The sequence below is a fragment of the Paraburkholderia sp. EB58 genome (assembly GCF_050436665.1).
GTDB lineage: Bacteria > Pseudomonadota > Gammaproteobacteria > Burkholderiales > Burkholderiaceae > Paraburkholderia.
In genome coordinates this window covers 31,212-44,102 of sequence record NZ_JBNDMQ010000037.1, presented here as the reverse complement: position 1 = coordinate 44,102, position 12,891 = coordinate 31,212, and the positions used below count along the sequence as shown (strand labels likewise).

12 protein-coding genes and 1 pseudogene are annotated in these 12,891 nt (G+C 57.7%); 5 read left to right on the top strand and 8 right to left on the bottom strand.

What is annotated here, in order from left to right; translation table 11 throughout:
• The first annotated feature begins 598 nt into the window (after window positions 1–598).
• The 5 genes and pseudogenes from P3T40_RS36320 (at window position 599) to P3T40_RS36300 (ending at window position 5,909) form a co-directional block, all read left to right on the top strand.
• A complete protein-coding gene (locus tag P3T40_RS36320; protein ID WP_429272519.1) occupies window positions 599–2,008 on the top strand; it encodes a glycerate kinase type-2 family protein in 1,410 nt (469 codons plus the stop codon).
• Window positions 1,980–3,284: a phosphopyruvate hydratase gene (gene eno, locus P3T40_RS36315; RefSeq protein WP_429272518.1), complete on the top strand. Its 1,305-nt coding sequence runs from the start codon at window positions 1,980–1,982 to the stop codon at window positions 3,282–3,284. Before P3T40_RS36320 ends, eno begins: the two co-directional genes overlap by 29 nt.
• A 64-nt stretch (window positions 3,285–3,348) precedes the next feature.
• Entirely contained in the window at window positions 3,349–4,470 is a 1,122-nt protein-coding gene (locus P3T40_RS36310; protein ID WP_429272517.1) for a tyramine oxidase subunit B, read from the top strand.
• 164 nt (window positions 4,471–4,634) lie between these two features.
• Window positions 4,635–4,924, top strand: a pseudogene (locus tag P3T40_RS36305) (IS5/IS1182 family transposase); the annotation flags it as partial.
• A 130-nt stretch (window positions 4,925–5,054) separates the two neighbouring features.
• Window positions 5,055–5,909 carry a shikimate dehydrogenase family protein gene (locus P3T40_RS36300; RefSeq protein WP_429272516.1) on the top strand — a complete coding sequence of 285 codons (855 nt, stop codon included), beginning with the start codon at window positions 5,055–5,057 and terminating at the stop codon, window positions 5,907–5,909.
• Between the two features lie 4 nt (window positions 5,910–5,913).
• Here P3T40_RS36300 and P3T40_RS36295 read toward each other — a convergent pair whose 3' ends face one another.
• The 8 genes from P3T40_RS36295 to P3T40_RS36260 form a co-directional block, all read right to left on the bottom strand.
• Window positions 5,914–6,759, bottom strand: coding sequence for a GntR family transcriptional regulator (locus P3T40_RS36295; RefSeq protein WP_429272515.1), 846 nt, complete (start codon window positions 6,757–6,759; stop codon window positions 5,914–5,916).
• 92 nt (window positions 6,760–6,851) lie between these two features.
• Window positions 6,852–8,579 carry a dihydroxy-acid dehydratase gene (locus tag P3T40_RS36290; RefSeq protein ID WP_429272514.1) on the bottom strand — a complete coding sequence of 576 codons (1,728 nt, stop codon included), beginning with the start codon at window positions 8,577–8,579 and terminating at the stop codon, window positions 6,852–6,854.
• Entirely contained in the window at window positions 8,576–8,932 is a 357-nt protein-coding gene (locus tag P3T40_RS36285) for a DMT family transporter (RefSeq protein ID WP_429272513.1), read from the bottom strand. The genes P3T40_RS36290 and P3T40_RS36285 overlap by 4 nt, the downstream gene beginning before the upstream one ends.
• A gap of 4 nt (window positions 8,933–8,936) precedes the next feature.
• A complete protein-coding gene (locus P3T40_RS36280; RefSeq protein ID WP_429272512.1) occupies window positions 8,937–9,434 on the bottom strand; it encodes a heme-degrading domain-containing protein in 498 nt (165 codons plus the stop codon).
• 243 nt (window positions 9,435–9,677) lie between these two features.
• A complete protein-coding gene (locus tag P3T40_RS36275) occupies window positions 9,678–10,346 on the bottom strand; it encodes an amino acid ABC transporter permease (RefSeq protein WP_429272511.1) in 669 nt (222 codons plus the stop codon).
• 7 nt (window positions 10,347–10,353) lie between these two features.
• Window positions 10,354–11,022, bottom strand: a complete 669-nt coding sequence (locus P3T40_RS36270; RefSeq protein WP_429272510.1) for an amino acid ABC transporter permease — start codon at window positions 11,020–11,022, stop codon at window positions 10,354–10,356.
• 28 nt (window positions 11,023–11,050) lie between these two features.
• On the bottom strand, window positions 11,051–11,845 hold the full coding sequence (locus P3T40_RS36265) for an amino acid ABC transporter ATP-binding protein (protein WP_429272509.1): 795 nt from the start codon (window positions 11,843–11,845) through the stop codon (window positions 11,051–11,053).
• Between the two features lie 132 nt (window positions 11,846–11,977).
• Window positions 11,978–12,808, bottom strand: a complete 831-nt coding sequence (locus P3T40_RS36260) for a transporter substrate-binding domain-containing protein (RefSeq protein ID WP_429272508.1) — start codon at window positions 12,806–12,808, stop codon at window positions 11,978–11,980.
• Window positions 12,809–12,891: the final 83 nt, after the last annotated feature.

Sequence of the window (12,891 nt, the reverse complement as noted above, 5' to 3'; positions counted from 1 at the left end):
GACTCGGTGATCGCAATGCGGCGCAATCCCAGACATGCGCGCAGACCGTTTAGGTCGACGGCATCAACAGGGTCAGTCAATTGGGAGCGCATACGAAGTCCTCTCGCGTGGTGATTCCACTTGGCTGGCGCCTCAGGACTGCTAAGGTTGACAAAGTAGTCGCATCGCCTGACTGGACCTCAATGGAGTAGAACGTGACACACCGTAGACTCGCCCCATTACTTTTGATCCAGTCGAGGCCGATCTTGCGAACGGAACAATCACGCGCGACCCCTCCCATCGATTCCTCAAAGTCGCCTTCAAAGATGGGAGCTCGACCACGACGCGTCTGCGAAACCGCCCCTCGAACAGCAGTGGTCAAAAATCGGCCTGGATTACGCAGACCGTCACGCCCGCTCTAAGGCCGGATATACCTCCTTCCTCGCAATGTAATTGTAGAGGTTGAAGGCATCCCCGAATTGGCTAACCAACAGTATCTGCGGAGTGGAGCCTTCACTAAACAATTCCAGTCTTGGCTCTGCCAATTGGCACGAATCTAAGATGATTAAATAAATACTCCTAAGTTATTTATTTATAAAACTACATCGAATCCGCCAGCATGAAGAAAATCCGAAATTCAGAAGAAGTCCTCTCGCAGGGTGACGTGGCCTCCAGGCGAGTCGTGCTTGAGATTGCCGACCGAACACTTGACAGACTCGACAGCTATCGGCGCATCAAGAGCATCATGCGCATGGAGGGCAGCGTGTTACGTATTGGAACTCGCACATGGGATCTATCGCTAAAGCGCAATGTTTACCTCATCGGAGCTGGAAAAGCCTGCAATCATATGGCGATGGCGGTGGACCACGTGTTGGGAGATCGCTTGACTAGGGGTATGGCCATCGTTAAGACTATTGAGAAAACGGATCGATTCGACAAGACCGAGGTGTTTGTCGGCGGGCACCCGCTTCCAAACGAAGAAGGCTACCGGGCATCGCAAAAGATCATCGAAATCGTCGATCAGGCCGGCCCCGGCGATCTCTTTATTGCGGTGATCAGCGGTGGCAGCTCAGCACTCATGTCATGTCCAATCGACGGCATCACCTTGCAGGATGAGATCGATACCACCGACGTGCTGCTGAAATCCGGTGCGGGCATTTACGAAATCAATGCCGTACGCCGTCATATCTCAGCCTTGAACGGCGGGATGTTAGCAAAGCGTATCCAGGATGTAGGAGCCGAACTGATTGGTTTCGGTATCAGCGACGCGGTGGGGTCCCCGGCCACGGGCGATATCGCTGTGCCATATACGGCCTATCAAAGCACGCCGATCGGCCCGGACATGACGACGTTGGACGATGCTCGCGCGACGATTATCAATCACAATGTCGCGAAACGCCTGCCCAAAAGCGTTGTCAACTATCTGATGAACGCGGGGCCTGAAGCGGAAACGCCTAAAGCATTTCCTGATAACACGTACTTCCTGCTCAACACGCTACCGGATTCCTGCATCTACGCCAAAGAAATATGTGAAGAAATGGGTATCCCGGTGATGATCGTGTCGTCCTTCCTTGAGGGCGAGAGCCGTGACGCTGGAACTTTTTTCGCTTCAATGGCGCGCGAGATACAGAGATATGGCAATCCGATCAAGCCTCCGTGTGTCCTTCTCAGTTCCGGTGAGGTGACAACGCAGATCGATGCTAACAGCGTAGTCAAGGGCCATGGTGGTCCGGGCCAGGAAATGACCGTGAGTTTTGCCATAACGGCGGGCAAGACCGATGGTGCCTGCCTGCTGTCAATCGATAGCGAAGGTACGGACGGAACGGCCAAGGTCGCTGGCGGCATCACCGATTCGACCAGCTTCAAGGCGGCGGCCGAGAAAGGAATCAGTCTATATCAGTCGTTGCGGGAACACAGTTGTTTTGAAGCGCTCGACTCGATCAGTTCAACTGTATTTACCGGCAACACAGGTACCAATCTGTGTGACCTGAACATTCTTTATGTTCCGGCACCGCACGGGGGCAAATAACGTGGAAGACAGAATCGTATCCGTACGGGCACAGCAGATCATCGATTGCAAATGCCGGCCCGCTGTCGAGGTCGAGATACGCACCGAAGGCGGTGCAGTGGGGCGAGGCGCGGCGCCCACCGGTACTTCAGTCGGCATGCACGAGTCAGTTGTCCTGAGGGACGGTGACCCATCGACGTATAAGGGGCTCAGCGTTCACAAGGCCGTCGACAACGCGGCAAACGTAATTGGTCCGGCCTTGTTCGGCATGAACGTGTTCGACCAGCGATCCATCGACGAAAGGATGATCGCCCTTGATGGGACGCCAGATAAGAGCCGCCTGGGAGGCAATACGATTTACTCGGTATCCATTGCGGCTTTTCGCGCAGCCGCAGCCGCGTGTTCGATCCCGCTCTACAAGCACATCGCGGGTCGCGACATCTGTACCGTGCCAGTCCCCTGCTTCAACGTGATCAACGGTGGACGATACGATGTGTTGACGCAGGCATTCAACGAATTTCTGATTGTGCCCTACGGTACCGACAGCGTCGATTTTTCCATCGAGATGGCGGTCGCCGTGTTCCAGAAACTCTCGGACATACTTACTGAGTATCTGGGACATAAGCCCCAGGTTGCCAGTTCGTACGGCTATGCCGCGCCTTCTGACGACCCCGAAGTGATTCTGGAACTGATGCAGAGGGCAATCGACCGATGTGGCTATACACGGCGAATTGCGTTCGCGCTCGATTGCGCCTCGAGCGAGATGTATGACAAAGAAACGTGTACCTATCTTCTGAAAGGCAAACGGGTGTCATCCGACGAACTGATCGCGTATGCCAAGTGCCTGACGGAACGGTTCAACCTTGTTTTTATCGAGGATCTGCTCGACGAGAACGACTGGACTGGCTATTGCAAAGCAGTTCGAGAACTCAAACGCACCATCGTTCTGGGCGACGACCTGACAGTGACCAACCTGGCCTTGCTTAGAAAAGCTCATGAAACGCGTGCCGTTGATGGCTTCGTACTCAAACCTAATCAGGTCGGTACGATAACTGAAGCGATGGACGCTTACCGATTTGCCGAACAGCATGGGATGATCGCGGTGCCTTCAGGCCGCTCGGGTGGCGTCGTGGACGACGTCGTGATGGATTTTTCCGTTGGGCTCGAAGTCCCGCTCCAAAAAAACGGCGCGCCGCGCTCGGGGGAACGCATTGAAAAGCTCAATTTTTTGATGCGGGCGAATGCACGAAGTCCCGGTTGCCGCCTTTATGACATCTCCCCACTCCTTAGATTCTGACGCGATGAGCGCGGCCAGAAATCTGCATGCAATATCACTCACCTCGTTGAAAAAGGTAAGCTCCATGTATCCCAAGATTGACTTTCTCTATCTATCAGAGCCCGACATGATCGCAGCCGGTGTGCTGGATGCCGCGCGTTGCGTTTCTGTATGTGAGGAAACCTTCAGCCTTCTTGGAAAGGGCGATTATCTGATGGGCGGTGCCAATCACAACAACCACGGCATGAACATCGTCTTTCCAAAAGAAACGACATTCCCCAACATGCCCGTGGCGGGCCCCGACCGACGCTTTGCTGCCATGCCCGGTTATCTAGGAGGACGCTTCGACGTCTGCGGAAACAAATGGTACGGTTCGAATCACGCCAATGCTGAAAAGGGATTGCCGCGCTCGATTCTGACGATGATGCTCAATGATAAGGACACGGGCGCGCCACTGGCACTTATGTCGGCGAATCTCCTGAGTGCGGCACGAACCGGGGCTGTGCCTGGCGTCGCAGCGAAGTACCTGACTAATGAGGATGCGAAGAGCGTATCCGTCATCGGCTGCGGCCCTATTAACAGGGCTTGCTTCACGGCGATCATGACCCAACTCGGCTCAATCAAGAAGGTCATCTGCTTTGACGTTTTCCTTGACAAGGCCGACGAATTTGCGCGCTGGGTTGAGGAGAAGTACGGCATCAGCGCTATCGGGGTCGACGAGGCAGAAAAGGGCTTCCGTGATGCGGACGTCATCACCGTAGCAGCCTCGCGCCTGAAGCCGCTCTACTTCAGGGATGAGTGGATCAAGGAAGGCGCAACAGTCTTGGTGTCGGGTCCGTTTAACACTGACGAAGCCTTCCTCACCAGTTGCAAGATCGTATTCGATCACACCCCGCTGCAGGAGGCGTACGTTGAGGACGCGATCGCATCGGGCGATAAGGATGCCTACTATAGTGGCGTTATTGGCGGACCATTCTACCGTCTGATTGATGCTGGCAAATTGCCCGCACTGGCGGATTCAACCGGTCTGGGTGACGTCGTCAACGGCAACAAACCTAGCCGGGAGGGCACAAAAGAACGCGTCATTTTCATTGCCTGCGGCATGTCCGTTTTCGACATCAGCTGGGGCTTCGACGTATACAAGAACGCGATCCAAAAGGGGATTGGCCAACCCTTGAATCTCTGGGACAAACCGAGCGGATTCTGATCTAGCCTGCCCAGCAAGGCCCCTGGATTCGCCCAGGGGCTGCGCATCACCCTGCGCGACCCGGTCGCGCTCGATCCTGAAATGTGGAAGAAAATCATCATTGGAAAGGCAATCAGCTTCTTCAGAGTTGAAGTTTTATACTCCACCTATCTTGATCCGGCATCGTTGCGCGCGTGAAAATTTATCCCCCGGAATTGCGGCGCGGTTTCAAGCGTGGGTTGCGTGCGACGAGCCGAAGACGTAGCGCGATTGAGCCCGCCATTCGGTCACATGAAAGGCAAACGGAAAACTCGATCGGAACTGGCCCATAGGAGCGTTCGGTGACGCGATTCACGCGGCCCTGCGCGGCGCCGGCCACAACCCGCGGATGATCATCAGGAAGCTGCACCTTTTTTACGCCCTCGTTCTCATCGCGCTCATCGAACGTGCCTTCGCTGAGGTCTCGACGTCATGAGACCGGGCGCGCCGCAAAACGAATTGTTTAGGGGCGACGAAGTAAGGAGAGTGCCAGGGCATTCGCTCGGGCAAGACTGCTCGACGTCAATGGACGACCAAGCCGAGCGCATTCGAGAGGTGAACATAGCATGACACAAGGCAACGCAGCATCGTTTTCCGTGCCGTTCGACGCCGGCCTCAGCGGTGCTACACGGGTCTATTTCATCGTCGGGGATCCGATTGCGCAAGTGCGCTCGCCCGCCGATGTGACGGCTGCGCTGCGCGCTGCAGGTCGCGACGCGGTCGTCGTTCCGGCCCACGTACAGGCAGTCCACCTTTCCGCGTTTTTCGCGTGCGTCACGCAGATGCACAACGTCGATGGCGTGATTATCACCGTGCCGCACAAGTTCAACGCGGCCCGATATTGCGCCGGTCTCACCGACGAAGCCAAGTTTCTCAGCGCGGTCAATACATTGCGTCGGCAGGCCGATGGCAGCTGGTACGGCGGCATGTTCGACGGCACCGGCCTGGTCGCCGCGCTCGGCGATGCCGGCTGCGACTTGCGTGGACAGCGCGCGCTACTGGTGGGGGCGGGCGGCGCCGGCTCAGCGATCGGTCTGGCGCTCGTCAATGCAGGAGCCGCGTCGCTCGCTGTGCACGACAACGACGCGGCACGCAGCGCAGCGCTGGTTAGCAATCTGAGCGCGCTGTTTCCCGGCAAGGTGCGAGTCGCGGCGCCTGACGTGGGGCTGGAAACCTATCACGTGGTCGTGAATGCATCGCCTGCGGGCATGCATCCCGACGATCCGTTGCCGGTCGATGTCTCGCGGCTGCCAGGCACGACCTTCGTCGGTGACGTCGTCACCAAGCCGCCGCTCACGCTACTGATCGAAGCGGCCCGCACGCGCGGCTGCGCGACCGTGACCGGCACGCAGATGTTCGGCCGGGTTTGCGACCGGATGGTGCAGTTCCTGCTGGACGCGCCAGCGCAACACTCGCAGTAAGGATTCAGCTTCGGCGCTGGCGCCGTGAGCCGGTGCCAGCGCGCGAGCCCGATGTGGCGACACGTTCCGGGATACCGGATTGAAGCGGTTCGTCCTCGATCCGCGACGCGTTTTCAAGCGTCGCGGATGCGTAGTGCAAAGGCATGTTTGCCGTCAGATTCCGGTCAAGGAACTGCATGAAACGGCCCGTGAATTGCTTCGCATGAAGATGCGCCCATTCTTCGGCACTGTCCGCGTCGCGCGTTTCGATGGCTGTCACCATGGCCGAATGATGGCTGGCCATCTTCTCCACGCTGATATTTGGATCAAGCGCCTCATACTCAAAGTGCAGATGGAGCATGCGGCGACCCTCTTCCAGCAGCCTGCGGTACAAGTCCACGAAGTAGGCGTTGCGCCCCGCCTGCGCGATCGCCATGTGGAACTCGTAGTTTTTCTCGATCATGATCAGGCTGTCCCCGGACTTGAGGCTGACCCTCAGCGCCGACTCGTAGTCTTTCTGAGCCTTGCGAATGCGCGTTAGATCGGCGCTTGTTCTGTGCGTCGCGGCCAGGCGAGTCACCGCGCGTTGCAGCAAATCGAGCGCATCGAGAAACTCCGGCATGCGCTGAAAGTCCATCGGCGTGACGATGGTGCTGCGATTCGGCAAAATCACCACCAACCCTTCGCTGCCCAGACGCACCAAGGCTTCCCGGATCGGGGAACGCGACATTTGGAAGCGCTCGCTCAGTCCGACCTCGTCCAAGGGGGTGCCGGGGGCTAGCTGGAGGCGCAAGATTTCATCGCGTAGCACCGCGTACACGCGCGCGCTTCCCGTTTCTTTATGAGGAGGTTTCTCAACAGTTTTGGTCATCAAGCCCACCCTAGTGATTCCAGCGAACCTTGTCAGCCATTTCGGGTGACGAAGATTCGCTCGTCAATTGCGCCACACGGGCCAGCGCGCCTCTAAAAAGGGCGCCGCAGTGGTGCCGCGTTGCCGCTGCCGCCGACCAGGAAATCGAAGTCGATCCCTTGGTCCGCTTGCAGCACGTGTTCAAAAAAGAGGCGTTCATAGCCGCGCCCACGCGGTTCGACGCTAACCGAGCCGGCGGCCTTGCGGCGCGCTAGTTCTTCCGCCGGTACCTGTAGCTCGAGCCGCCCTTCGTTGACGTCCAAAGCAATCAGGTCCCCATTCTGTACCAGCGCAAGGGGGCCCCCGACCGACGACTCTGGAGCCACATGCAGCACAACGGTACCGTATGCGGTACCACTCATGCGCCCATCCGAAATACGAACCATGTCGGTAACGCCGCGAGCCAGGAGCTTCGCCGGCAGGCGAATGTTACCAAGCTCTGGCATACCGGGGTAACCACGCGGACCGATCCCCTTCAGGACCAGAACACTATCCTCGTCGACGTCCAGGTCGGGATCGTCAATGCGCGCGTCGAGATCTTCAACGCTTTCGAACACCACCGCGGGACCGGTGTGACGAAGCAGATGTGGGCTCGCGGCTGAAGGCTTGATGACCGCACCATTAGGCGCCAGATTGCCCCTGAGCACTCGCAGCGCATTTTGCTGTTTCACCGGGGCATCGAAATGCGCGATGACGTTCGGATCCGCGGTGCCTGCGCCGACAATGTTCTCGCCAACGGTCTTGCCCGTAACGGTCATCGCATCCAGATGCAGGCGATCCTTCATTTCGGCCATCAGCGCGCGCACCCCACCGGCATCAAAGAACTCCTCGGCGAGGTATGCGCCATTCGGCAGGATATTGGCCAATAGGGGTATGCCCATGCAGTTCGACTCGAAGTCTTCCAGCTTGAGTTCGATGCCGAGCCGTCCGGACAACGCAATAATATGCAGGATCGCGTTGGTGCTGCCGCCCACAGCCGCGTTGACACGGATCGCATTTTCCAACGCGCGCCGATCAACTACTTTCGAGAAAACCAGATCCTCTCGCACCATCTCGACGATTCTTCGGCCGGCGAGTTGAGAGCTACTATAACGGCGGCCATCGACAGCAGGAATCATGGCGGTGCCGGGCAAACTCAAACCCAGCGCTTCAGCCACACTACCCATGGTCGAGGCGGTGCCCATAGTGTTGCAGTGCCCGTTGCTTCGAGACATCCCATACTCGGCATCCCCGAACGCCTCTTTTGACATTCGTCCGGACCGGTAATCTGCGTGCATGCGGAAAATATCCGTACCTGACCCGACGGTTCGATTGCCCACGCGGCCGTTGATCATCGCACCGCCATGCACCAGGATGGTTGGAAGGTTAACGCTGGCCGCGCCCATCATATAGGCGGGCGCGGTATTGTCGCAGCCGGACAGCAATACCACGCCGTCGAGCGGATTGGCACGCAGCGTCGCTTCGAGCTCCATGCTCATCAAATTGCGAAACAGCATGCCACTTGGACGCATCATCATGTCGCCGATCGACATTGTCGGAAAGACCAGCGGCCAGCCGCCCGCCTCCAGAACGCCCTTGGCGACGAAGTCGGCGAGACCGGTCAAATGCGCGTTGCAGGGCACCAGGTCCGAAGCGGAGTTAGCAATACCGATGACCGGACGTCCCTCGAACATATCCGGCAACGCGCCACGCGCCTTGAGGTGAGTCCGATGCTCAAAGCCGGTGTTATCAAGCCGCGTGAACCAAGCGGCGCTTCTCAATGGGCGCGTTTCTGAGCTCATACCATTCTCCATTGTGTATATGCAGGGGGCAGGCAGATGGGTCTGCCCGGCCATCCACCTGGTAATGAATAGCGTAACCCGATGATGGCCGGCAAATCGGGCACCTGCCGGTACAGCATGACCGCGACCAGACTGATCAGGACGATGCCGGCACCCGACCAGATCGCGTAGACGATGTCGACCGAAATGCTCCTAAGCGTCAAGGAAAGACCATAGAACGCCACGCCGTAGCCAAGCACGACGATCACGGCAGGCAACAAACGGGAGAACCCCTCCGACGCGCGCAGCGCCGAGGTGGCAATCACTTCGGCGACGATGCCGATGGCAAGGAGCGCATAAGGAGGCGCACGCATGGGTTCAGGCCTTGGGAAGCGCGAGCTTGCTGTAGTCCTGACCGAGGTGCGCACACAGCGCCTCCACGACCAGCTCGTGATCGGCTCGTTGCGGCAAGCCGGACACCGTCACCGAACCGATCACACCGGCGCCTGTGACCGTCAAAGGAAACGCGCCGCCATGCGATGCATATTCGCTGACCGACAAGCCGTGCTTTTCGGCAAGCGTGCTGCCCGCCTGCTGCACACCTAAGCCGACTGCATAGGAACTGCGCCGGAAATGCGCAACCACGTTTCCCTTGCGGCGTGCCCAGTCGACGTTGTCCGGTATCGCACCCGCGAGCAAGCTTAAGAATAGCGGCTGGCCGAAGGTGCGGATGTCGATGGCGAGCGCAAGTCCGCGTGCGTTGGCAAGCTCGTGCAGGTACGCGCCGAGCTGCCACGCACGGTCGGCATCGAAGTGGGGGAACACCAGGGCGTTTTCCTGAGCGACAATCGACTGCAGATCGTGAACGATGTCCATGGGCGGAAGAAGAACGAGAGAGGGACGTGCCGCCGCAACTTACCGGATATCAACGCATATCTTCGGATATGCAACGGAGTAGCGACGCAGATGGCAAGCGGATTCTAGCACTTGGGGTGCATTTTGTCGACACATTGACGACAGTCGTCGCTGGCGAAGGCCACCGAGCTAAGGTAGGCAGTCGTGTTGTAACTATCGCACCGTGGATCTGCCGACAGCGTCCTATCGTGACGGCTATTCCATTTATGCTCCAACCCGACTCAAGATGCGCGCTTCCACGCGATTGACGATACGCGTCAACCCAAAACCAATGACGAAGTAGATCAGGGCGGTCGCCGTAAGTACCTCCACCGGGCGCTCGGTGGAGGTGGCAATGTTCTGCGCAGTAAACATCAATTCAACCAGACCGACCGCGGAAACCAGTGCGCTCTCCTTGAACAGACTCACAGTGTTGGACAGCAGATTGGGGATGGCGCGAATCAACGCCTGGGGCGCGATGACGTAAACCGATTGCACCAACGGCCCGAGACCAAGCGCATTGCAAGCGTCAAACTGGTCCTGGCTAACGCTTTTCAATGCGGATCTAAACGACTCGCTCGTCACCGCGGCCATGTACAGGGTCATCGCGATAACAGAAGATTCGAATGTTCCAAGCTCGAAGCGCAGGATGATCGGAAGGCAAAAGAACACCCAGAACAAGGTGACCAGGACCGGCGTGCCACGCAGAACCTCAACGTATAGCCCCATGACTGCCCGCAGCGGCCGAATGTGGGACTGACGTCCAATCGCGATAAAAAAGCCGAACGCCGTGCCGAGCACCGCGCAAATCACGCTAAGCTCGAGGCTGATCAGAAGGCCTTTCATGAGCGCATCGCGGAATTGCCATAATGGTGAAAAATCGAGGTTATCCATTACAGCCTCATGCGCCGAGAAAGCGTTCACTGCGATGTTCAAGATACGCAGCGAGCCGGCTAAAGGGAATTGCCACGGCAAGATAGAAACAAGCGAGGAAGGTCATCGTTTCGATCGGGCGGTAAGTCTGTGTTGACAAGAGTTTCCCCTGATACATAAGGTCTGCCACGCCAACCAACGCAACCAGCGAGCTCTGCTGAAAGATGCCAATCGCATTGGTGATCAACACCGGTACCGCGTGACGCGTGGCCTGTGGCAGGACGACAAAGATAATGCGAGTCCACGGGCTAAGTCCTAGCGCGACCGATGCATCCAATTGGGCTTGCGGAATCGCCTGAATCGATGCGCGAAACGCTTCCGCGTTGAAAGCGCTCAGGTTCATGCCGAGCGCCAGAAGTCCCATGAAGAGGGGGGTCCAGAAAACATTGAACAGCATCGGCACGCAGAAGAAAAACCAGATCACTTGCACCAGCGTGGGCGTACAACGGAAAAAGTCGATGTATGCGCGTGCGGGGATGCGCAAAAGCTTGAAACGACTGCTGGAAATCAACGCCAGAAGAAACCCAGCCACAAGACCGATCACATTCGCCCACACTGTGAGCTGCAGCGTTACGAGCAGGCCATCGGCTAGCGAGCGCCACGCGCGCAACACGAAAAAGAAGTCGATGTTTTCCATGATTTTAAGAGAGGTCCGATACGGTTAATCAAACTTGGGACCGCACCTTAGTGGCGTCGGCGTCGGCATGCAGCACGTTGTGAATGAAGTCGCGTGCGCGCTGCGTTTTCGGATCGCCGAAGAATTCCTCCGGTGGCGCATCCTCGATAATCGTGCCGCCCGCGCAGAACACGACGCGGCTTGCGATTTTCTTGGCGAACCACATGTCGTGCGTCACGATCATCATCGGCATTCCGGTCTCGGCCAACTCGATGATCATCGAGCTCACTTCGCTGACGAGCTCCGGGTCAAGCGCCGAGGTAACTTCGTCAAACAACATCAGCTTGGGCTCGAGCATCAGCGCGCGAGCAATGGCAACCCGCTGCTTCTGGCCGCCCGACAATGCCGCCGGGTGGGATTTCGCTTTTGCATCAAGTCCAAATCGACGCAGTAGTTCCCGTGCCCTGTCTTCGGCTTCGGAACGGTTCATCGATCGCGATCGAACCGGTGCGAGTGTCAGGTTGCCGAGTACAGTCAGGTGCGGGAACAGCGTGTAGCTCTGGAATACCATCCCGATCTGCTTTTGGATCGCACGATCGATAACAGTCGACTTCGGTGTGTGGGTAATGTAATTCTTGCCATTAATTTTTATCGTCCCCGCATCGATGTCCTCCAGGCCCATCACACAGCGCAGCAGCGTGCTCTTGCCGCCACCGCTCGGTCCGACGACAAGCAGGCGATCGGTTCCGGACATCTCGAGGTTCAGTCCGTCGAGCACCTTGACGCTGCCGCGGGCATAACTCTTCCCCAGACCTCGCACGGTGACGAAGGGTTGATTGTTCACGCTCTTCTCCATAGTACGACTGACAGGCTGTTCATGATCAGAATCGGATGGTCTGAGCAACATGTTCGACCCCTTGGATAGGTGAAATTCCTGGGTGGTTGGGGTCGAACTGTCGCCCCTCAACGGCTCGTATTACTTGGCGGTAGTGCTGGCGGTATGGTCGATATAGACACTACCCAATGCCGCAATATCGCCAACAGCAGCCTTGTTATCTATGAAGATGTCCAGTACCTGAAGGTCAGCTTCGGTGGCATCGCGGCGCAGGCCGAAACCGATTCCTTGCTTGGCGAGCGCCGGCACCGGGTGCAGATCGCCCCAGCGCTTCGGATTGGTCGCGGCAAACGGCGCATTGGTCTCGTCATCGTCAAACAGCACGTCCGCGCGGCGCGAAGACAGCGCAAGGTGCGTGGTGTCCACATCGGACAGGCGCAGGATCCCGGCATTCTTCACACGCGCAGTCAGCAGTTGATCGGCCGCGGTACCGGTCATCACGCCGATGGTCGTGCCCGCGCGATCGATATCAGCCAGCGACTTGGGCGGCGTCTTGAACTTCGGATTGGCTTTGTCGTACACCCCGGTGATTTCGTAGTTCCACACCGGGCTGCTGTATGCGATCGCCAGCGCACGCTTGGGCGTGCGATTCAGCGCGAGGGCTAGATCCCATCGATTGGACTGCAGCCCGGCGACGATGTTGTCCCAACTCGTCTCGACCATCTGCACCTTGACGCCTAACTCCTGTTCGCCGAATTCACGGCAAAGGTCAACGAAGATGCCGCTGTATTGTCCAGTCTTTGGATCACGAATCACATACGGTGGCGCGTTCGCTACGCCGCAGCGCAGTACGCCGCTCTTCTGCACGGCCTGCCAGTAGCCACTACTACTTGATTGCGCGTGTGCCACGCCTTGTGCGGCCATCACGAGTGCGGCGCCTAGCGCCATGAGCAATGATTTCCACTTTTTCATGTCGATTCGATCCTCATGTGACGTGAGTCGGTATACATATTGTCGACCTAATGCCGACAATGTCAATTGTTCAAAACTGTTTC